Below are 21,367 nucleotides of genomic sequence, written 5' to 3'. Positions count from 1 at the left end.
TCGCCCAGGGACGAGCGGCGCGTGTGGTAGTCCACGCGTCACCGCGGTGGCGCTGGTTCGGGCTCGGGCTCGACGTCGCGGTCTGGATCTCTCCGGTCTCGACGACACGGGCCGAGGTTCTTCAGCAGCTCGACGGGCAGCGCCACGTCGACCGAGAAGCGTTGCTCCTCCGGCTTGCTCTCCCAGGGAGGGCGCCGCGCCTGCGTCTCCACCTTCGCGTAGTCGAGCAGCTCGGCGAGCTCGTCGCGGCCTTCGCGCTTCGCGTTGAGCCGCCCCATGGAGAGCGCGGCGCCGAACAGCCTCGACAGATCCTTCATCTCCTGGCCGGCGGGGCCGGCGACCTCGGCGACGACGGCGACGTCCTCCGAGGCGTCGATGTGGATCTCCACCCGCTCGACGGTCTCGCGGATCCGCTCGGCGAGCTGATCCTGATCCGACGGCAGCATGTTCGAGAGATCGTCGGGCGAGAGCACTCCATACACGTCGCTGTAGGCCTGATGTTCCTGAAGGATGGATCCCTGCGTGGGATCGGTCGATTCGAGTCGATCGATCGCATCCTCGACGAGACCGGGCTCGGCCCGTGGGTCCGCGAGCAGGAGGTCGGGCCCCCACGTCGCGACGACCCTGCCCGTGTCCTTTTCCTCGTAGAGGATGCCTTTCTCACCGTACGTCCGCGTGCTCCATCGCTCGCGCTCGAATTTGGCGCCCTCGAACGATCCCTGGAGCACCATGAGCCCCGTGCTCGACGTGGCGATGCGCTCCACGTCTTCCAGCACGTCGATCCCGTATCGGTCCTTCAAGCGCGCGAGGCCGGCGCGCTCCTCGCCGCGCGACAGCATGCAATCGAGCCATATCTGCATGATCGGCGACTCTTTGAGCGCCTCGATCTCGAACACCATGGCCGAGCGCTTCGGATCGGCGGGCAAGGCGGCGAGCACCGGGTCGCGCTTCCATTGCGGCGCTTCGACGCCGGGCGGCGGCGCGGTCAGCGGCGGCAGCGTGCGGCGACGGCTGGCGCGCTCCCACTCTGCCTGCTTCGGATGGCGCGGAAACTCGATCTTCCGGGGCCGGACCGCGGGCTTCTCCTTGTCACCGCGCGACATCAGCCACGCGGCGAGCGCGAGCAGGACCATCGCCGCCGCGAGCCACACGCCCCGCCTCTTCGTCGGTCTCATCGGGTCGTCACCCCCGCCGTCGCGGCGCGGAGCTGCCGATCTCGATCGCTCACTGCCTCGTCGAGCATCGCCGCTTCACCCTAGAAATCCTTCTCTTCGAACACGTGGATGCCCAGCGCGAGCGCGGCCAGGCCGAAGACGAGCAGCCCGGCCACCTGGCTGGCGAGCACGTCCCCCTTGATCGCCGTCGCCACCGCGATATCCGCCGACGCGTCGGCGAGCGCCGACACCCGCGGCAGCGCGAGCGTCGCCGCGCGGAAGGCCCCGCGGGCCAGGCCAGGCTCGAAGAACGAGTCGAGCTGCTCGCGGTACCCCGCGACGATGCCGAGGAAGAACAGCGCGATCCCCACCGCCGCGGACAGGGCGGCGCTCCGCACCATCACGGCGACCGTGAGCATCGCCCCGTAGATGCCGGCGAACGTCGCGCTCGCGAGCAGCGCCGCCACGATCGGGCTCGCGATCCACACGCCCGCCCTCACGCCGAAGATCAGCGTGATCCCGACGGCGCCGTACAGCGTGCTGACGAGCGAGAGCGCGAGCACGCCGAGGAACGTGCCGAGCAAGAGCTCGAACCGCCGCACGGGAAGCGAGAGCAGGTGCTCGATGCGCCCCGGCGCCAGGAGGCTCGGGCCGAAATCGGCGCAGGAGACGATCCCGAACGCGAGCCCCCCGTAAAACAGCACGTACGCCAGGGCGCGGCCCACGTAGCGGAGCGCGACGTCGACCGAGCGGATCTCTCCGCGGCCGACCTCCTTGCCGAAGAGCCGCGTCGCCGCGAGGGCGCCGTCCACCACCTCGAGCTGCAGCGCGCTCCCGACCACCACGAGCGCCATCGTGACGCCGATCCCGAGGGCGAGGAACCACCTCCGCGACGAGGCCTCGCGCAGGAGGTCGCCGGCGACGGTCAGCGCCGCCTTCACGCCGCGCCTCCGCCGGCGACGGTCAGCGCCGCCTTCACGCCGCGCCCCCGCGGGCGCCGCCCGCGCCCAGCGCCTCGGCCAGCACGTCCTCCAGATCGCGCAGGTCCCGCGACAGCTCGACGAGCAGGGCGCCGGCGCGCCGCGCCTGATCGAGCGCCTCGTTGAGCGCCGCCGGGCTCTCGGCGTCGAGGCGCCACCCGCCCTCCCCGTCCACCGGACGGAACCCGAGCGCGGCGACCCTCGCCGCGTCGACGCCGTCCGCGAACCGCACGCGGTACGCCGTCTCGCTGCCGCACAGCTCGACGAGCGCGCCCTCGCGCACGAGCCGCCCGCCCGCGAGGATGCCGATGCGGTCGCAGACGCGCTCGGTCTCCGACAAGAGGTGCGAGTTCAGGAACAAGGTCGCCCCCCGCGCGCGCTCTTCGCCCAGGATCCTGCGGATCTCGGCGCGGCCGAGCGGGTCGACGCCGTCGGTGGGCTCGTCGAGCACGAGGAGCTCCGGCTGCCCGAGCAGGGCCGCGGCGAGCCCGAGGCGCTGCCGCATCCCCTTCGAGAACCCGCCGATCTTGCGGTCCGCGTCGGCGCCGAGCCCTACCCTCTCGACCAGCGCGCGAAGCGCGCCCTCGCCCTGCGAGGCGCGCTTCATGCGGGCCACGCTCGCGAGGAACTGCCGCGGCGTGAACGCGCTGGGCAAGAAGAGCCGCTCCGGCAGGTACCCGATCCTGGCGCGCACGTCCGGGTCCTCCGGCTCGCCGCCGAGCACGCGCACGGTGCCGCTCGTGGGGCGCACGACGCCGAGCAGCGTCTTGATGAACGTCGTCTTGCCCGCGCCGTTGAGGCCGATGAGCCCGAACGCGGCGCCGCGCCGGATGGCGATGTCGAGGCCCGCGAGCGCCGTCTGTCCGCCGCTTCTGCGGAAAAAGCCGCGGTAGACCTTCCTCACGGAGGACGCTTCGATGGCGAGCACGGCCGCGTAGTCTGGCCGGCCGACCGCCGCACGCAAGTGGAATGCCCGAGGCGAGGGAGAGCGGAGCAGGAATCCTTCAGTCGCGACGGCGCGACCAGGCGCGTGCTGAGCCAACCTCGAAACACAGGCTCAGAGCAGCGCCAAACACATCGTGAGGGGGCGGGAAGTCCAGACGCTCCGGGGGCGTTCCGGCCCCATCCTCCGCCCGCGGGCAGCGTCAAGCGCCAAGGAGCACGTGGTTATGACAGACCATGTCCGACCGGGTCCACGCCTCGATCACGCCCCCTCCTCTCCAGTTCTCCACAGGGGTTCTCCACAGGAGATCCCCTGGACAACAGCTGGATTCTGTCGATTACCTTCGCGGCGCGCGCCTCCTCTCGACATGGCCGCTCGCGAGGCCGGGACGAGCCCCGCGCCGCCGGGTGAAGCACGCGCGACGATTCACGCAACAACACGTAATCACAAGACTTTTTTGACCCACGGCGCATCCGTCCGCCCTCGACAGGTTGGGACAATGTCCGTCCGACCGATCCCTTTCCCGACGGGTCGAAGATGACTATCCATGGTAGACACCAAGGACGCGGCGCGACGGCGTGTCTCTCGCTCGACGCGTGTCAATGGCGCGCCGGAATGCTTCGTTTTGCAGGAGACTTCATGGAAAAGATCTCGCTCACGTACTTTGTCGACTTCGTCCTCAAGGCCGGCACGCCCAAGCTGACCGGCGTCAGGGAGTTCAAGGAACGGAAGGACGAGCTCTACACGGACTTTTACAGGCAGGTGCGAGAGGCGATCGTCGATATGCACAGGAGCGGAAAGCCCACCAGCGTGCTCGACGGCTTCCTCGCCGCCCAGCACGACGAGCGGCGCCGCCGCATCTACCCGTCGGTGGTGAATGGATATCGCAAGTTCCTCGCCTCGGCGAAGATGACGTGGTTCGAGCCGCCGACGTCGACGTACCGCCTCGGGGATCTCGAGATCAACGTCAATCCGGAGCTCGGGCTCGTCATCGATGGGACGCCCCACGTCATCAAGATGTATTTCCGCGGCGAGCCGCTGTCGTCCAAGCGCGTCTCGGTCGTGCTGAACCTGCTCATGAACGGGCTCGCGGAGAGCACGCCGGGCGGCGCCTTCGCGGTGCTCGACGTACGAAACGCCAAGATTCACACCTTCAAGGTGCCTAACCCGCGGCTCAGCCTGCTGCTCCGCGGCGAGGCGGCCTCGTTCGCCACCATCTACACCGGGCTGTGATCGCGGCGGCGCCGAGCTTGACGCGACGCCCACGCCTCGCTGCCCTGGCTCCGTGAAGCTCAGCGCGCTCTAGAGCTCACGCGGCGTCACGTGCCGGACCTACCGCGCGCGGCCCGATCCATTTCCTCGATCACCGCTTCGGGCCGGACATCCTTCTTCAACTCGTCCAAGCTTGCGTCCTGTCCGCTGGTGATACCGAGATGACGAGCGATGTCGTCCACGAGGCCGATCAAGCGCGTGACCTCGTGCTCGGCGAGGAGGTTGATCTGGAGATCCAGATCAGCCCGTTTGTCTGCGAGCGCCTGCATCCGGTTCTGGCTGATGAGCACGAAGGTCGACAGGAAGATCGCCTCGACCGACGCGATCATCGCCAGCATCACGAAGGGGAACGGGTCGAAGGGCCGGATCACGGGGACGATGCCCATGTTCACAAGGATCCAGCCCCCGAACAGGAGAGCATGGATATAGACGAAAGGCATGCTCCCCGCGAAGCGGGTGATCGCGTCAGCCACGACCTCTTGATGGGTCTTCCGGCTCTCCATCTTCTCTCGTACGGAGATCAGGGTCTCTATGTTGCGTCGGACCAGGTTGTTCAGCTCGCTCCCGTTCGCGTCGCGTCGATTCCGCTCCATCGGGGCCATGCGGGATGCAAGTTTCGCCCCAGGGCACGACCCGAGCCGTCCCCGGCGGGGGCGACGCTGCGCGCAGGCCCGGCGCGCGCCAGCGGAACATCGTGCATCGCCTCGGCCTCGGATTCCCGGCCTGGCGCCGCGCCTGCTCACCCGTCGCGGAGGGCGAGTCCGAACCGCACGATGCGCCGCATGATCATGACCCGCGTGATCCCGAGCAGCCGCGCCGCCGCGGACAGGTTGCCGCGCGCCGCCTCGATCGCCTCCTCGATGAGCCCCCGCTCCGTGGACTTGAGCGCGGCGAACCGCTCGGCCAGGGACGGGCCCTCGCGCGATCCGGGCCCCTTTCTCGGGTCCCTGCGGATCCGCGAGCTCAGGTTGTGCAGGTCCACGATCGGGAGCTCGGTATGAACGGCCGCTCTCTCCATCTCGTTGCGAAGCTCCCGGACGTTGCCGGGCCAGTCGTGGGCCTTGAGGGCGGCGATTGCGGCCGGCGTGAGCTCCATGTCTCGCTTGCCCGCGCTCGACGCCGCGGCCCTGAGGAGCGCCCGCGCGAGGAGCTCGATGTCGTCGCCGCGCTCCCGCAGCGGGGGCACCGCGAGCTCCACCCCGGTGAGCCGGTAATAGAGATCCCGGCGGAACCACCTATGCGCGCCCTCCCCGGCGAGGTCCTTGTGGGTGGCCGACACGACCCTCACGCTCACGCGCACCGCCTCCTCGGCGCCGAGCGGTAGGATCTCCCCCTGCTCGAGCGCGCGGAGGAGCCTGGCCTGCGTGGCGAGGCTGAGATCGCCGATCTCGTCGAGGAACAGCGTCCCGCCGTGGGCCAGCGCGAACCTGCCGAGCTTCTTCGCGACAGCGCCCGTGAAAGCGCCCTTTTCGTGGCCGAACAGCTCGCTCTCGACCATCGACTCCGGGATGGCGGCGCAGTTGAGCGCGACGAACTTGCCCGCCGCGCGCGGGGACGCGCCGTGGAGCGAGTGCGCGACGAGCTCCTTCCCCGTCCCGCTCTCGCCCTGGATGAGCACGTTGAGCGTCGAGGCGCCGAATTTCTGGATCTCGCCCCTGAGCCGCCGAATCGGCTCGCTTGCGCCGAGCAGCTCGCCGGCACGCGTAAATCGATCCATGGCCTGCGGCCCTCCTACGCTCGGTCAGCCGTCCTCTCTCGTCGTTCCGAGCGGCGCGATCACCTTTCCGGGGTTGAGGATGCCGCCCGGGTCGAAGGCGTCTTTGATGCGGCGGTGCAGCGCGATCGACGCCGCGCCGAGCTGGCGGATGAGGAGGCCGCGCTTGAGCGTACCGACGCCGTGCTCGCCGGTGATCGTGCCGCCGAGCTCGAGCGCCTGCGCCATCACCTCGTTGAAGGCCGCGACCGCGCGCGCCTCGGCCGCGGCGTCGTTCCGATCGAACACGACGAGCGGGTGAAGGTTGCCGTCGCCCGCGTGCGCCACCGTCGCGACGGTGGTCTGCGTCGCGGCGACGATCGCCTCGATTCGACGGAACATCTCCGGCAGCTGCGGCAGCGGCACGGCGACGTCGTCGACGAGCACCGTGCCGAGCTTCTCGAGCGCCGTGAGCGCGAGGCGGCGCGCGGTGAGCATCATCTGCCCCTCGCTCTCGTCGTCGGTGGTGGCGACCACCGTCCCGCCGGCGGCCTCGCAGGCCGCCTGCATGCAGGAGAGCTCGGCGGACCCGGGCGCGTCGCTCTGCGCGATCAGCATCGCGGCAGCCTCGGTGTCGAGGTCGAGCGGGCGGAAGCGCTCGACGGCGCGGATGGCCGTGCGGTCCATGATCTCGAGCATCGACGCGTCGACCGATCGGACGATCGCCGCGACCGCCCGCCCCGAGGCCTCGAGCGACGCGAACGTCGCGACCAGCGTGGTCGCCGGCGGGGGCCGCCGCCGCAAGCGCAGCGTGATCTCGGTGATCAGCGCGAGGGTGCCCTCGGAGCCGACCAGGAGCCGCGTCAGATCGTAGCCGGCGACGTCCTTGCGGCTCCGGCCGCCTGTGCGGAGCACCGTCCCGTCCGCGAGGACCGCCTCGAGGCCGAGCACGTAATCGGACGTGACACCGTACTTCACGCAGCACAGGCCGCCGGCGTTTGTGGCGACGTTGCCGCCGATCGTCGAGATGGCGTAGCTCGACGGGTCGGGCGGATACCACAGCTCCCGTTCGTGCGCGGCGGCCTTGAGCTCGCCGTTGAGCACCCCCGGCTGGACCACGGCGAGCATGGCCGCCTCGTCGATCGCGAGGATCCGGTTCATGCGCTCGAAGCTCACCACCACGCAGCCGTCGGTGGCGGTCGCCCCGCCCGCCACCCCGGTCCCTGCGCCGCGCGGCACCAGGGCGATACGGTGCTTTGTCGCCCACCGCGCCAGCGCCTGTACCTCGGCGGTCGAGGCTGGCCGCGCCACCGCGATGGGCCAGCCGCCAGGCGCCCAGAGGGCCTGATCGCGGCGATACCCTTCCATGACGTCTCGATCCGTCACCAGTCCATCGCGCAGGGTGAGTGTGAGCTCGTCGAGCGGGTTCATGTGCCGTAGAACTCCGAGAGGTGCGCCCTGAGGAGCGTCGCGGCCGACTTCGCGTTACCGCGCTCGATCGCGCGCAGGAGCGCCCGGTGCTCCTCGACCACCCGCGGGCGGATCGCCGCGAACGAGCGCGCTCGCAGCGCCTCTTCGAGGTGGAGCCGGATGCTGTCCTTGACCGCGACCATCACGAGGGAGAGCGCCTGGTTGCCAGAGGCCGCGACCAGCGCGGCGTGGAACGCGATATCGACGTCGTAGAAATCGGTGGGAGAGATCTGCACCCGATCCATCTCCTCGAGCGCGGCGCGCGCCTCATCGAGGTGAGCGGCGACCGGCGCGGCCGCAGAGCGGGTCATCGCGGCGGTCTCGATCGCGACGCGCAGCTCGATGAGGTCGGGGAGCGACACATTCCGGAGCTGGACCACGTGGGTGAGCGCCTCGCAGAAGCGGTCCACCGCCGCGTCAGGGCTCGCGGCCTGCATCGGGGAGGTCCGGCCGCGAGATGCGAGCAGCCCCTGCGCCTGGAGGTGGCGGAGCGCCTCGCGGATCGTCGCGCGGCTGACCCCGAACTGCTGAGCGAGCTCGCGCTCGGGCGGCAGGCGCTCGCCTGACGAGAGCGAGCGATTGAGGATCGCGTCGCGGATCTGGTCGGCGACGTCCACGTAGATCGCCGAACGGGACACTGTCTTGAAGCGGGGCGAGCTGGTCATACTGTCCGTTGGTCAGACCAAACGTACGTTCGGCGATCCTCGCCGTCAAGACAAAATTTCCCGCACCGCGCCGCGAGAGCATTCCGTCCCGCCGCACATTGTGAACGCACACATGATCGCCTACGCGCCAGTCGAGCGGGCCGGCGAAGATCGCGATCCTGCGCCCCCCTCTGAACGCCTCACTCCGAAGGAGACCCGCCATCCTCGTCCTCGCTCGGGATCGGGGACAGGAGCAGGCCGGTCGATTGGAATTGACATCCGCGTTGTGAACGCTCACAATTTTGTGAAGAAACGTACTTTTTCTTTGGCGATCGACGGCGATCGACGGCGATCGACGGCGTGCCGTGGGGGTCCGCGGGGCGCCTGAAGACCTGTGAACATGTGGCCCGTCAGCACCACGGGAGGATGGCAAGCTTGGATAGACATCGAATTTGATGCCGCGGTGCTCAGGTACAACGATGCGCTTAGCGACGCCTCGGGGTCACGCCTGGCTCGGCCAGCGGCTCGAATCGCGGAGAAAGGCGGATGAGCCTGCTTTCTTCGCTCGCTCGAGGCAATAAGGGGTCTCTATGAAGAGCAAATCGAATTGGGCTTTCACTTTGGCGGCGCTGGGCATGTTGGTCGGCGCTTGCGACGGCTCGAATGACGACGGCAACCTCGGAGGGAGCGGCGGAGCCTCGACGTCCGCTGGCGAGAGCGTGAGCGGCTCGGGCGGCGAGCAGGCGAGTGTCACCGGAGGGCCTACGGGCTCGGGTAGCTCCCAGACGACCACCGGAGGGTCTGAGCCCTCCGGCTCTGTCGGCGCGAGCGGAGGAGCGCCTGCCGGCGGCGGCGGCGGGGAAACGGCGGGCGGGAACGGAGGCTCGGGCGGCGCCGGCGGCGGCTTTACCGGCACGTGCACCGAGTCACGATCGGTCGCTCGAAACGTGTCGGGGAGCGGCCCTCATAAGGTGGTCGTCGAGACGAACTCCGATCCGGGCATCAACCAGGGCACCATCTTCCGCCCGGCGGATCTCGGTGGGGACGTCAAGTATCCGATCTTCGTCTGGGGGGAGGGCGGATGCTCGCGAGACGGGTTCGCGACGGAGGCGGCCATGGCCGAAATCGCCTCGCATGGCTACTTCGTAGTGGCGGACGGGACACCGGAGAACCGCGAGCCCAACCGCGATCTCGGCGGCGGAGGCGAGGTGCTGCTCGCCTACATCGACTGGGTGATCGCCGAGAACGAGAAGCCTTGCAGCGCCTACTACCATCGTATCGACACCACGAAGGTCGGAGCGAACGGCTTCTCCTGCGGCGGCTTGATGGCGGCGGGGACTGCGGCAGATCCCCGAATGACGACCTGGGGACACACGAGCAGCGGGTCCTTCTCGGTGAATCAGGCCTTCTACAACTCGATTCACACACCCGTGTTGATCGTCACCGGCACCAAGGATAGCCTGGGCGCGAATACCAACGGCGCGAGAGACTTCGAGAACATCGCCGCCCAGGGTGATATCCCGGTCATGATGTTCGCCAAGGTCGGCGCAGACCATGGGGGCGATCTGTGGGCTCGGAACGGGGGCGAGTTCACTCAGGTCAACCTGGCGTGGCTCAACTGGTGGCTCAAGGGCGACCAGTCGGCCACCGGCAAGGGCATGCTCGTCGGCGCGGGGTGCCGTTTCTGCAACGACAGGACCTGGCAGATCTCTTCTGCCAATCTCCCCTAGAGCGGAGATCGGCCTACTTTCCGCCGCTCGCTCGTAGTGGTGAACCCTGACCTTTCCTTCGGGCTTCTACGCGCGTGCGTGCGCACGCCCCTCCCCCGGCGGTACCGTGGCTGGGAGGAGAGCTAGGCCTGCTGTCCCGAACGGGCGCCCACCTGCGTCGATTCCCGGCCGGGCGCACAAAGAGAAAGGGGCGCTCGTTCTCCGAGCGCCCCTTTCGATCTTATCTTGCCGTGTGATGCAGGAGACGAACCGGGACCAGGTTCGCGGCTATCGGGTTACAGCGCTTGCACCCGATGTTCCCGCAAGGGCCCGCCGCGTGTTGCCTGGAGCGGACGGTCGCCTTTCGCAGCCGCATCGCTCGGAGCTTCGCGCGCCGGCTCTTCGTGTTCTGTCCCGCCGCCTTCCATGCTTCGTACTTCGCTCGCTCGGCGGCCTTGCGCGCGCGCTTCGCCGCCCTCCGACGCCACTTGGCCTCGGACTTCTTCTTTTTACTCATGGGACCACCCAACACCGCTTCAGGGATCTCGCGGAGTAGGCGGCCGGGGACGGCGCCCGCGGCTCATCTCGACTGGGCGCAGCGTCCCCGAGCACGCCCGGACACGGGTACCGGGCTAGCGCGTGACGATGCCTCCGCGTGACAACGTCACGCGCAGAGGACGAGGGTGTTCTTCATCGAGCTCCTCCAGTCGAGCCGCAGGTCGAGGATTGACGACGCCAGAATGAGAGAGGCCGCCTCCGGATCCCCGGGGCGGCCTCTTGAACGCGTCGCGCGCTTCTCAGTCGCCCATCAGCGGGGGCTCGCTCGTGGGATGGGCCATGAGCGAGGTAGGGGAGGCGGCAACGACGACCATAGCGGCGGCGGAAGGCTGCATCGAATCGGGCCGGTCGTCAAGGGCCTTGGATCGCAACGGCGGCAAGGCGAACGCGCATGGAAGCAGCGGCGGCGCGGCAAAGGCAGGCGGCGCCAAGGGCAAGCGATGAGCTGCGCTGAGCCCCGGCGTGGTGCGCGTCAGCGAGCTCCCGCCCTCAGGGCGTGAACATGCCCGTGTACGTCTGCGCCTGGGCCAGGGTCGCGCCTTGATACTTGAAAGGCGCCTCCGGGGTGTGCGTTCCCACGTACGCTGTGACCTGCACGCTGTAGTACCGCCCGCTCTCGAGCACGCCCTCCGGCACCTTCACCGTGGTCTCCGTGGTGTCGACGCTGAGCACGCCGGTGCGCTGGCTCAGCACCACACCGTCCGTGTCCTTGACGTCGTCCTGGAGGAGGATGGCGACGCGATACCCGTCTGGCGTGCCCAGATCCGGCGGCTCGAAGGTGATGGTCGGCGTCGCGCCAGCGCCCTCGGTCACCGCGTCCGCTGGCAGGCTCTCGCCGTCGATCCGCAGGTTTCGCGGCAAGCCGAGCAGCGGCTCCACCGCCGCGCCGTTCCCGTCCTCGGCCCTCACGATGACCGAAACATAGCCGCGCAGGACGTCCTGGATCTCGTCGACAGGGTGCATCACCCGCGTGGCGAACGACACCCTCACGTCGAGCAGCTCCATGCCCCTCCCCGCGTACGGGTTGCCGTATTGATACGTCGCCGCGTGGTCGCCGGGGTGGAACATCGTCATGGCGTCGTTGCACCCGTCCGGGCAGAGCTCGATGTCGCACGTGTCGTCCGTGGTTGCGAAGCAGGTCGGGTCGGCCGGCTCCCGGCCGCTCGAGACCTGCGCCAGGAGCAACGTCGGCGTGCTGCTGTAGAGGGGCACGCCGTCGCCGGGCTCCTGGTACATCACCATCGAGGTGACCGTGCTCGAGAGGACGGCCGGCGCGTGCGCCGTCACCTGCGCGATGAACCGCGATATCCTGAGGTCGGCCGCGAAGCTCGACAGCGCGAGCGGCGCGAGCGAGCCGCCGAGGGTGGCCGCCGCGCCGTCTTGCATCACCACGTCCGAAGTCGAGAACGACGCTTCGGCCGCCTGGTAGGTGAACGAGGACCAGGGATCGTGCGGGTCCGCCTGATCCCGGGGCGAGCCCGCCTGGTGCTCCACGAGCTGGGTGACGTGCAGCACGTCGCCCTGGGAGCCATCGATCAGCGGCCGCTGGCCGTCGTGCGAGGCCGGGAAGACGTTGTCCCGCCAGTTGAACGCCCAGCCCGAGCAGGCGGTGTCCCCGTCGGCGGGCGCGCCTTTCGTCCCCTCCTCTGGGACCAGCGCGGCGAGCGCGTCGACATTGAAGCTGTAGAGCTCGATTCCCGTCCTGGAGCGGCTGGACCACCGCGCCTTCCTCGTCGCGGGTGACCTGGTGCCACGGCTTGAGCCCGTCCGCCGTGAACGCGACATCGAGCTCCTGCGTCGCGTTGCCGCCGTCGGGCCGCCCCGCGAACGCACGACCGAAATCGAGGGCGCGCGCCGTCGCCTGCATCATCGCGCGGCTCTTCGGCGCGTTCGCTGCGCGCTCGTCCGGCGCGGTGGTCGTCACCAGCCAGTACCCGCCCTCGGGCACCGCCGGGATCTCCCAGCGCGAGCCGTCCGCCGACAGCGCGCCCGAGAAGGACTGCACCGCGCCGCCCGCGGCAACCACCTGGGCCTCCACGGACTCGAACTCCGACATGTCCCGGCTCACGGCGATCTCACCGCGCTCGGTGACGTACCGATCGGTGAGACTGAGAACCACGCCCTCGAACGGCGCTTCGTCGTTTCCACATCCCGGCACGGCCGCGAGGATGGTTGTCACCAGCACGGAAGAGAGATGAGCCCGCCTACGCATCGTCCCAGTAGACGAAAGCGGACGGAATCAGCGCAAGCGGAAAATTCCACCCGAAACACTCGTCCTCGGCTGCGCTCGCGGTGGCCGCTCACGCGACGACGAGCATCCGTTCCCCGTCGCGCCGCGCCGCCGCCCACGTCTCGTCCCAGGCGGCGTCGGCCTCCGCGCGCGGGAGCTGGCCGAAGGCCCGCACCTCCTTCCGCTCGCCCTCGACCTCGGCACCATCCCCCGGCGGCGCCGGCGCCGGCCCCGTCATCGCGTCGCCGACGGCCTCCCGCACCTCGCGCCCGCCCTCGGCCAGGCAGTAGGCGAGCACACGCCAGCCGAGCTCGGCGTGCAGCGCCTCGTCGCGCGCGACCTCGTCGAGCGCCGCACACACGCCCGCGTCCGTCGCGCCCGCGAGCGACCGGCGGGCCCGGGCCGCCGCCGCGCCCTCGCCGAGACAGCCGTCGTGCCACGCCTCGAGCGCCATCCGCACGAGCGCCGCCTGCCGGCCCGCGTCGCGCGCCGCCGGCGGCGGGAGCAGCGCCGGCCTGAGGCGCCAGCCCGCGAGCGCGCTCGCGATCTCGCTGCACCGCGCGGTGTGGCGCACCTCATCGCCGAGCGCGACGAGCGCCCGCGCCACGAGCGGCGCGGGAGCGCCCACCGTCGCGAGGTCCCGCGCGAGGGCGAGGAACGCCGGGATCGAGCCGCACTCGGCCCGCGCGCTGTCCAGCCACGCCCCCGCGAGCGCCGCCCGGGTCGCGCGATCGAGCCGCGCCGGGCGCGACGCCGCAGGGCCCAGCCCGAGCGCCGGGGGGAGCACGACCCCATCGGCCGTGCGCAGCGGCCGGCCGTCGATGGCATGGGATCGCTCTCCGAAGGGCCGATTGGGGCGGATGCCGATGCCCAACGTCCCCTCGGGGACGAACATCTCGCCCGACACCGGAAACGCCGCGCGCGCCGAAAAATCGAGGACCACCGCGTCGAACAGGCTGGTCATCGCGCCGACGTGGAGGCCGTGCTGCGCCGGAAACTCGTCGCTGATGCGGGTGCGGTACGTCCAGCCGATCTCCCCGTCGATGCTGCTGGAGATCTCGGTGGAGCTGCCCGAGACATCGCCGCCGCCGTGGGCGCCTGCCGCGAAGCGGCCGGCAGAGAAATTGAGCCATGTCGCCTGCACGAACGGACCGAATCCCATGTGCCCCGGGTCGAACACTCCGGGCAAGGTGCCCCCCATGGGGAACGTCGCGCGGAGGTCGCCGCCAAGGCCGAAGGCGAGCTTCTGGCCGAAGGAGACCGACAGGGAGACCCCGATCGACATGCCATAAGGATCGTCGGCGTGCGCCAGTCCGGGCAGCGAGACGAGGGCGGCGACACCGAGGGCGGCGAGCGCAGGCGGGAACGCGCGGGAACCCAAAGACATGGAACCTCCAAAGGCCAAAGGGGCCAAGGATCGATCTCGGCTCCAAATTTACCAGAGGGCGCGAACCGGAACGACCGCGGAGGATGACGGAAAACGGCTCTGGAGGGCGGGAGCACGCGTCGCGCGCGGCCCGTTCGGAGATCCACGTCGCCGTGCGACCGGCGGCGAGCGAGCTCGTGGTGGAGAAGGCGTCACACGCACCAGAGCGCGTCAGTCTGGGCGAAACATCACACCCGAGAGCCCGAAAAAAGTTTGATCCCCGATCCCGCGGCGTCGCCACATAGCCATCTTGGTGTTGCAAAAAGTTTGCCGAATTGAGAAATTCCCCTCGCCAGGCGGATGGGGCACCGGCGCCCTTGGCTGGGTCGTGACCCCCTGTCTCTCGCCTGCTCGACCACGGGGGTGCGGCTGGTAGCAACGATACGTCGGGCTCGGGGGGCGCAAGTCGGCGGGATCCACGGCGATCGCGCCCGGCCGGGTCGCCTTGATCACCTCGCCCCGGATCGAGCAGCCGGCGGTGATCGCGCGGCTCACGTCCTGCAACGACAGCTCGCGGCACCCCAAAGGCAAGACCTGCCGGAGCGCTCTCCCATGCCGATCGACCTCGCCGCGCTGCGGCGCGGCTTCCCCTTCTGCTTAACAAGAGAAAGGAAACAGAGACCATGACACGCACTTATCGCCACTTGCTGCTGCCCCTGACCCTCGCGCTGTTCTCGCACACTGTCGGCTGCTCCGGTTCGGACTCGGATGCGGACACCTCGAGCAGCGGAGCGACAAGCGCCTCGTCCACCTCAGGCGGCGGCACCTCCTCATCCACTTCCGGCGGCGGCACCTCCTCGTCCACCTCCGGCGGTGACGCCACCTCGTCCACCTCCGGCGGCGACACCACCTCGTCCACCTCGGGCGGCGACACCACCTCATCCACCTCGAGCGGCGACACCACCTCGTCCACCTCGAGCGGCGACACCACCTCGTCCACCTCAGGAGGCGGAACGACCGAGAAATTCAGCTTCTTCGTGACCAGCATGGCCGCCATGCGGGAGCTGTCGGGCTCTCAGGACGGCTTCGGAGGCGACCTCCGCTTCGGGGAGACGGGGCCGGGCGCCGGTCTCCGCGGCGCGGACAAGATCTGCGCGACGATCGCCGAGAAGAGCCTCCCGGGCGCTGGAAGCAAGACGTGGCGCGCGTTCCTGAGCGCCACGGCAGGCGAGGACGGGAGGCGGGTCAACGCGATCGACCGGATCGGCGAGGGGCCCTGGTACGACCGGCTCGGCCGGCTGGTCGCGAACGAGAAGGAGGAGTTGCTCAACACGCGTCCCAGCGGGGCCGACGCGGCGATCATGAACGATCTGCCGAACGAGGACGGCGTCCCCAACCACCAGCCCGACCCGGGCCAACCCGCGGTCGACAACCACGACACCCTGACGGGCTCCAACGCCCAGGGGCAGCTCCAGGGCGCCGCGGCGACGTGCAAGGACTGGACGGCCAAGACGGGAGACAGGGCCGAGGGGGGCCCGCAGCTTGGACACTCGTGGCCAAGGGGCGGCGGCGGCGGCCCGGGCGGGGGCGGGAGCGGGTCCCACTGGATAACGTCCCACAATGCACCGGGGTGCGCGCCGGGGGTCAATATCGTCGACGCGGGAGGCCCCCAGCCGGGCTCGAACTCCGTCGGCGCCGGCGGCGGCTACGGCGGGATCTACTGCTTCGCCCTGACGCCCTGACATGGGCGCCCCCCCGACAGCGTCGCTTTCGCAGGGGGGCTGTCAGATCGCATTGAAGCAAGGTGTTGCCCACCCGGGGCAGGTCGCGCGGTTGGGGCTCGACGCCTCCGAAACTCTGGCTCCACTCCCCCCAGCGTCAGCGGCCGCCGAAGCCGGGCGCGAACAGGGCCGCCATCCGATCAGGACGGCTGGCGCCGAGTTGGAACATCGCGTCGTCGGCCGCCCGGACGAGCGCGCGGCCCTCCTCGCCGCCAAGCACCTCCCCTAGCCGCCTGCGCGCTGCCGCGGCGCTCAGCGCGACCTCGCTCGCCTCGAACCCGGCGACCGCCGCCTCCAGGTGGGTGCGCGCGAGCGCCGCGTCGCCGCGCGTCCAGGCGACGGCGGCCAGCGTGAGCCGCGCCTGGGCGCTCGCCCAGCCCACCCGCTCTCGCACGAGCGCGCCGGCCACACGCTCCGCGATGCGCAGCAGCGGGGCCGGCTCCGCCGCGCTCGCCGCCGCGTCGAGCGCCGCCCGCCCGCGCAGCTCGATCGCGCCGATCCCCATCGGGCTCATGCGCAGGTACGTGGAGGCCTCGACCGTCGGCCACGCTGCCGTCAGCCGACGCCATGCGGCGCCCGGGTCCTCGCAGTACAGATCGATGAGCACGTCCGCAAAGAGCCCGAAGAAGTGCTGCAGCTGGAACCCTTGCTGCCGCCACGCGGCGAGGGTCTCCGCGAGATCCGCGCGCGCCCGCGCCGGATCGTCCGCGGCGAGCGCGACAAGGCTGTGGCCCCCCGCGACCACGCGCAGCGACGTGGCGGCATACCTGTCGCCGCGCGCCTCCGCTTCCTTGATCCATGTGGAGAGGCGCTGGGCGAGCCGCCTCAGATCGCCGAGCTTGCTGAGCCCGATCATGCAGACGGTCTGCGCCGTGCCGATCTCCCAGGCCACCCCGGTGCACCGCTCGCGGAAGATGCGCTCTGCCTCTTCTGCGTGCACCACCATCTCTCGAAACGACGTCCCGTGAGCGGCGATCGCCCGCTGGATCCGGAGAACGCCCTCGGCGCGCGCGTCACCGGAGCGCTGGAGGAGCGGCGTCGCCGCGGCGATCGCGCGTTCCACGGAGCCGCCCGCCGACTCGCCGATGATCGACGCGAACAGCGCCATGAACGCGAGCCCGAGCGCGACGCGCCTCGGCTCCCTCGCGGCCAGCGCGAGGAGGATGTGCTGCACGTGAAAGCCCACCGCGCGCACCGGATCGACCGCGCAGAGCCCGAGAAACGCAGAGAAGCAGGCGTCGACGCGGCGGAGCTCGCCGGGATCGATCTGGCTCTCATCGCGCTCCTTGAAGCCGAGGCCGCGGAGCGCGAGCCGCGTCCTGTGAACGAGCGCCGCGGCGAGGGCGCGACGCGTCGTCTCGGGGTACCGCAGGCCCGTCTCGGAGAGCACCTCGCGGAGCACCGCGACGCCCTCTTCGGTGTGACCGCTCGTCAAAAGCTGCTCGGCCGCGAGGCGCTTGCAGTCGAGGACGACAGAGGACGCCGCGGCGTCTCGCGCGGTCTCCGCCGCGCCGAGGTAGGCCCGCGCGGCGTCGGCGCCGCGGCCCGCGTTCGCGAGCGCATGGCCGAGCTGCAAGAGGAGCCCGTGCCGGCGCTCGCTGCCGGCCGGCACGCAGTCGAGCGCCAGCTGGTAGAGCCGCGCCGCGTTCTCGAACGCAAGCGCAGCGGCGGCCCTGTCCGCCGCCTCCGCCGCGTACACGCCCGCCCTGTCGACGTCGCCCGCGCCATGGAAATGACGCGCGATCTGCTCGGGATCAGCGCCCCCCAGGGCCGCGAGCTCCTCGCCGAGGCGGCGGTGATGGACCTTGAGGCGCGACGGCTCGATCTGACCGGACACCGCCTCGCGCACCCGGTCGTGGTACGCTTCGACAGGATTGGCCTCCTCGAGGCCGCCGGTGCGGACGAGGTGCCATGTACGCAAGGAATGCAGCGCCGACGCTGCGTCCCCCTGCAGCCCGGCCGCCCTGAACGCGATGCGCTGCTCGATGGGGAGGCCGGCGACGGCGATCACCTCGAGGAGCCGCCGAGCGTCCGCCGGCAGATCGGCGAACCTCGCCAGCAGCAGCGCCTCCAGCGACACCGGCGGTGCCGGGGAACAGGCATCCTCGTGGCCCGGGTGAGCCGGCGCCGCGCGGCCAAGGTGGAGCGCGAGCTCCGCCAGGAAGAAGGGGCTGCCCTCGGACTCGCGGGCGATGTCGGAGGCCTTTCGCGAGGGGCCTTGGCCGCCGAGGAGCAAGCGCGCCAGCGCTTCCGCTTCTTCACGAACGAGCGGGCCGAGGCAGAGCTTCCGGTGCTCGGTGGCCCCGGTCCACCTCGGCGCCGGAGCGCCGAAGAGCTCCCGCAGGAATGGACTCGAGGCCTCGTCCTCGGACCGATACACGCCGAGCATGAGCATCGCGGGCGGATCGGGAGGGCCGAGGAGGTCGGCGAGGAGCAACGCGCTGTCGCGGTCGCCCCACTGAAGATCGTCGATGGCCACGACGAGCGGCCCCTTGTCGGCGAGCGCCGACAGGAGCTCCTTGAGCGCTCGAAACGCGCGGAACCGGAGCTCCTGGGCGTCGTGGATCTCGAAGGGGCGCCGCGGGACGTCCTCGATGGCCGCGACGACGCGCAGCGCGGGGAACACGCGCACGAGCTCATGGATTCCGCGCGGCAGGAGGCCCGCGGCCGCAGGCCGCGGCAGGCGCCTGAGATGGCGGCTGAGGGCGTCGAGCACGCTGTCAAAGGCCTTGAAGGGGACGGACTCGCGCTCATAACACCGGCCCGCCAGGACCACCGCGGCGCGGCGGCTGCGCAGGCCGTCGAGGAAGTGCTGGACCAGCGCCGACTTGCCCATGCCGGAGCGGCCATGCACGTAAACCGCCACCGAGCGGCCACCTCGCGCCTCGTCAAACGCTTCCTCGAAGGCCCGCAGCTCCTCGCCGCGTCCCATGAACAGCGCGTGAGGGAGCGGCGCCGGCGCGTCGCTCCCTGTCGGCGGGGCGCCGGGCCAGGGAGCGGCGCCCGGCGCTGGCGCGGGGGCGACCGCCACCTCGCGGAGGACGCGCAGCACGTCCGCGCCCGTGGCCCGCGCGCGCGGGTCGCGGTGGAGGAGCTGCAGGCACAGATCGCACAGCGCCCGAGGCGCGTCCGGCGCGATGAGGTGAGGCGGCGGCGGATCGCCGAACGCCTTGCTCTCGACGATGTCGTAGAGACTGCCGCTGAAAGGAGGGCGGCCCGTGAGCGACTCGTAAAGAATGGCGCCGAGCGCATACCAGTCCGCGGCGGCGGACAGCTCTCCGCGCATGTGCTCCGGCGCCATGTAAATCGGCGTCCCGGCGACCGGGGCGTCCGTCTCGAGGGTCGCGAACGCCGCCCGGCGAGCGTTGGTGTCACGGGCGATGCCGAAATCCAGCACCACGACACGTCCGCCCTGATCCACGAGCACGTTCGAGGGCTTGAGATCCAGGTGCAGCTTGCCCGCGCCGTGCAGCGCCGCGACTCCGCTCACAAGCTGCTCGAGCGCGTGACAAAGGCGCGCCACGTCGACCTCGGGCCGCGGCGCGGGCGCGCCGCCAGAGGCGGCCCTTGCCACCTCGCCGGCGTGGGACGAGAGCGCGCGACCGTCGAGGTCCGCCTCGCAGATCGTGGTCGCCGCCGAGTCGAAAGACCGCTCCGGGACATGCGCCGGCGGGCCCGGGGCGGCCCGCTCCGCCCCGCGGACGTACCGGGTGAAGCTCACGCCGGAGACGAGCTCCATCGTGAAGAACCAGCGCCCCTGCGCCGAGATGAGCTCGTAAAGCGTCACCAGGTTCGGGTGGGCGATGTCCGCGATGGCGCGGAACTCGTTCTTGAGGCGAAGGATGTCGGCGGCCTCCATCCGGAGCAGCGTCTTGAGCGCCACATCCGCGCGGCGAAGACGATCGTGGGCGTGATAGACGACCCCCATGCCGCCCGCCCCGAGGCGAGCGAGGATCTCGAAGCGGTCCGTGCCGCCGAACCCCTCGGGAGCAGGACTGTCAGCGACGCTGTCCACCTGGCCCATCCCTGCCTCCGCGACGCGCCATCGTAACAGCACGTCCGCCGCGCGCCAGGGCGCGTGCCGCGCCGATGGCGAGCGGCCGGATGCGGCGGGCTGCCTCCCGTCCTCGGTGCGGAGCCAGCCATCGCCTTTGCCGAGGTCGCGCGTCGCCGGCACGCGGAGCAGGAGCCCCACGAGGAGGATGCGCATGCGCCCCACGAGGAGGATGCGCATGCGCCCTGCGCGCCCTACGCCGAAAGCAGGGTTGCCTCCAGCGCGCGTCGTGGGGAGTGGGCTCCGCGATCAGTCACAGGGCCCGAGGTCGGCCCACTCGGCCGGGCACCAGAAGGTGGGGTTGCTCGGCGGGCAGCTCGGGTGCGACCACCAGATCTGCTGGGTCGCCGCCCAGAGGTGGCCGCCGTCGGTGACCAGCGTGGAGGGCGTGTACACCTGCCCCGACAACCATGCGGGCACGCCGCTGCACTCGTTTGCGGGCGACGTGCAGGCCTCCCAGGTCGACGGCGACGCGCTGAGGTTCTTGTTCTGGTAGATGTACGGAGCGGCGTCGTGGAACGACCAGGTGCTCGCGCCCGACATGTTCTGCCAGACGCCCGCGGTCGTCTTCAGCTGCTGGCGGAGCATCTTGATGGGCGCCTCGCAGGAGATCTGCGGCTCGGGGTACGCCGGACCGACGTCGGCGAAATGCTCGACGTCGTGCGCGTACATCTCGACGGTGGTGCGCGCGTCCTGGGCGAGGAACTGCCAGCCAGCGCCGTCCTTCATGTCGACATAAAGGCACAGCTCGGATCCGGTCACGCTCGCGGCGCGCTCGGGCGTGCACCACTCGTACTTGAAGACGACCTGCTGCCCAGGCTGCAGGTCGCCGAGCGAGCCGCCACAGGTGCCCCCCGAGCCCCACTGGGTGTTGCAGCTCGGATGATTCCCCGTAACCCCGTTGTCATCTCCGAAGTAGTAGACGAACCACCCGTCCGGGCTGTGGTAAATGCCGGACTCGAGGTTATAGTACCACTGGCCCACCGCGGTCCAGGCCGTCGACTCGTTCAGCAGCTCGGGGACCTGCCATTCAACGAGCCAGCCGCGGGTGTCCCCGACGGTGCCCGTGTAGCTGCTCGTCAGATCGTAAGTCCCGCGCTGGCTCGCCACCCCGAGGATCTCGTCCTCCTCCACGCCGGCGCCGGAGGTGCAGGCGGCGCCGCCGACGGCTCCGACGAGCAACAGCGCTGCGCCGATTCGCGGCAGGGCAGCGCGAGACGGACGACGAGGATGGGGTTGCATGGAAAGCGTGCTCTTCTCGATCATAAGTATTCTCCAGGGAGCTAGGTTTTCCCCCTCCGCAGCGGTGAATAGCGCAGGCCCTGGCCGCCCACCGTTAAGTCGTGTTAAGGCGAACGACGTGATTCCGGGATCCGGCGCCGAGCGCGCGGGAGGCAGCTCGCGGAGCAGGTCGATGCTCGGTGGCGTTATGGACGCAGCTCAGCCCGCGGCAAAGTCGCCGCAAGCGAAGTGAGGAGAAAGAGATTCGCGGCGCGCCCCGGGGGCGAGGCGC

At 70.4% G+C, this 21,367-nt stretch carries 17 protein-coding genes; 5 read left to right on the top strand and 12 right to left on the bottom strand.

Annotated elements, in window-relative coordinates; genetic code table 11:
• Nucleotides 1-38 precede the first annotated feature (38 nt).
• The 3 genes from WME90_RS04335 to WME90_RS04325 all read right to left on the bottom strand — a co-directional run bounded on the left by WME90_RS04335 (nucleotide 39) and on the right by WME90_RS04325 (nucleotide 3,038).
• Nucleotides 39-1,175 carry a hypothetical protein gene (locus tag WME90_RS04335; RefSeq protein WP_437279791.1) on the bottom strand — a complete coding sequence of 379 codons (1,137 nt, stop codon included), beginning with the start codon at nucleotides 1,173-1,175 and terminating at the stop codon, nucleotides 39-41.
• Between the two features lie 80 nt (nucleotides 1,176-1,255).
• Nucleotides 1,256-2,095, bottom strand: a complete 840-nt coding sequence (locus WME90_RS04330; protein WP_437279790.1) for a hypothetical protein — start codon at nucleotides 2,093-2,095, stop codon at nucleotides 1,256-1,258.
• A 34-nt stretch (nucleotides 2,096-2,129) separates the two neighbouring features.
• Nucleotides 2,130-3,038 carry an ABC transporter ATP-binding protein gene (locus tag WME90_RS04325; protein ID WP_437279789.1) on the bottom strand — a complete coding sequence of 303 codons (909 nt, stop codon included), beginning with the start codon at nucleotides 3,036-3,038 and terminating at the stop codon, nucleotides 2,130-2,132.
• A gap of 678 nt (nucleotides 3,039-3,716) precedes the next feature.
• Between WME90_RS04325 and WME90_RS04320 the strand changes: the two genes are divergently transcribed.
• Nucleotides 3,717-4,310 (top strand): hypothetical protein, encoded by a 594-nt coding sequence (locus WME90_RS04320; RefSeq protein WP_437279788.1) that lies wholly within the window; start codon nucleotides 3,717-3,719, stop codon nucleotides 4,308-4,310.
• 86 nt (nucleotides 4,311-4,396) lie between these two features.
• Here the strand turns inward: WME90_RS04320 and WME90_RS04315 are convergent, their stop codons facing one another.
• The 4 genes from WME90_RS04315 to WME90_RS04300 form a co-directional block, all read right to left on the bottom strand.
• Nucleotides 4,397-4,852, bottom strand: coding sequence for a DUF1003 domain-containing protein (locus WME90_RS04315; protein WP_437279787.1), 456 nt, complete (start codon nucleotides 4,850-4,852; stop codon nucleotides 4,397-4,399).
• A gap of 236 nt (nucleotides 4,853-5,088) precedes the next feature.
• Nucleotides 5,089-6,066, bottom strand: coding sequence for a sigma 54-interacting transcriptional regulator (locus WME90_RS04310; protein ID WP_437279786.1), 978 nt, complete (start codon nucleotides 6,064-6,066; stop codon nucleotides 5,089-5,091).
• A gap of 24 nt (nucleotides 6,067-6,090) precedes the next feature.
• Entirely contained in the window at nucleotides 6,091-7,473 is a 1,383-nt protein-coding gene (locus WME90_RS04305) for an FAD-binding oxidoreductase (RefSeq protein ID WP_437279785.1), read from the bottom strand.
• Nucleotides 7,470-8,177, bottom strand: coding sequence for a FadR/GntR family transcriptional regulator (locus tag WME90_RS04300; protein ID WP_437279784.1), 708 nt, complete (start codon nucleotides 8,175-8,177; stop codon nucleotides 7,470-7,472). The genes WME90_RS04305 and WME90_RS04300 overlap by 4 nt, the downstream gene beginning before the upstream one ends.
• Nucleotides 8,178-8,746: 569 nt before the next feature.
• Here WME90_RS04300 and WME90_RS04295 point away from each other — a divergent pair.
• Nucleotides 8,747-9,886, top strand: a complete 1,140-nt coding sequence (locus tag WME90_RS04295) for an alpha/beta hydrolase family protein (protein WP_437279783.1) — start codon at nucleotides 8,747-8,749, stop codon at nucleotides 9,884-9,886.
• Nucleotides 9,887-10,702: 816 nt separating this feature from the next.
• The gene (locus tag WME90_RS04290) at nucleotides 10,703-10,867 is read left to right on the top strand and encodes a hypothetical protein (RefSeq protein ID WP_437279782.1); all 165 of its coding nucleotides are present in this window, start codon (nucleotides 10,703-10,705) and stop codon (nucleotides 10,865-10,867) included.
• Between the two features lie 45 nt (nucleotides 10,868-10,912).
• On the opposite strand, the gene WME90_RS04285 is transcribed toward WME90_RS04290, so the two are convergent.
• The gene (locus WME90_RS04285) at nucleotides 10,913-12,208 is read right to left on the bottom strand and encodes a hypothetical protein (protein ID WP_437279781.1); all 1,296 of its coding nucleotides are present in this window, start codon (nucleotides 12,206-12,208) and stop codon (nucleotides 10,913-10,915) included.
• Here WME90_RS04285 and WME90_RS04280 point away from each other — a divergent pair.
• Entirely contained in the window at nucleotides 12,196-12,621 is a 426-nt protein-coding gene (locus WME90_RS04280; protein WP_437279780.1) for a hypothetical protein, read from the top strand. The genes WME90_RS04285 and WME90_RS04280 overlap by 13 nt on opposite strands.
• 102 nt (nucleotides 12,622-12,723) lie before the next feature.
• Here the strand turns inward: WME90_RS04280 and WME90_RS04275 are convergent, their stop codons facing one another.
• Together WME90_RS04275 and WME90_RS04270 are read right to left on the bottom strand one after the other, a co-directional pair.
• On the bottom strand, nucleotides 12,724-14,040 hold the full coding sequence (locus WME90_RS04275; protein ID WP_437279779.1) for a hypothetical protein: 1,317 nt from the start codon (nucleotides 14,038-14,040) through the stop codon (nucleotides 12,724-12,726).
• Nucleotides 14,041-14,713: 673 nt separating this feature from the next.
• The gene (locus WME90_RS04270) at nucleotides 14,714-15,067 is read right to left on the bottom strand and encodes a hypothetical protein (RefSeq protein WP_437279778.1); all 354 of its coding nucleotides are present in this window, start codon (nucleotides 15,065-15,067) and stop codon (nucleotides 14,714-14,716) included.
• Between WME90_RS04270 and WME90_RS04265 the strand changes: the two genes are divergently transcribed.
• On the top strand, nucleotides 15,066-15,761 hold the full coding sequence (locus WME90_RS04265) for a hypothetical protein (protein ID WP_437283557.1): 696 nt from the start codon (nucleotides 15,066-15,068) through the stop codon (nucleotides 15,759-15,761). The two genes, WME90_RS04270 and WME90_RS04265, sit on opposite strands and share 2 nt — an antisense overlap.
• Nucleotides 15,762-15,897: 136 nt before the next feature.
• On the opposite strand, the gene WME90_RS04260 is transcribed toward WME90_RS04265, so the two are convergent.
• Together WME90_RS04260 and WME90_RS04255 are read right to left on the bottom strand one after the other, a co-directional pair.
• Nucleotides 15,898-20,034 (bottom strand): serine/threonine-protein kinase, encoded by a 4,137-nt coding sequence (locus tag WME90_RS04260; RefSeq protein WP_437279777.1) that lies wholly within the window; start codon nucleotides 20,032-20,034, stop codon nucleotides 15,898-15,900.
• 69 nt (nucleotides 20,035-20,103) lie between these two features.
• Nucleotides 20,104-21,036 carry a hypothetical protein gene (locus tag WME90_RS04255; protein ID WP_437279776.1) on the bottom strand — a complete coding sequence of 311 codons (933 nt, stop codon included), beginning with the start codon at nucleotides 21,034-21,036 and terminating at the stop codon, nucleotides 20,104-20,106.
• Between the last annotated feature and the right edge of the window lie 331 nt (nucleotides 21,037-21,367).

Origin of the sequence: Sorangium sp. So ce375, from assembly GCF_051473855.1 — a bacterium.
Taxonomy (GTDB): domain Bacteria; phylum Myxococcota_A; class Polyangia; order Polyangiales; family Polyangiaceae; genus Sorangium.
Note: the sequence above shows the minus strand (reverse complement) of the source record. Positions and strands in the feature narration are given on the sequence as shown.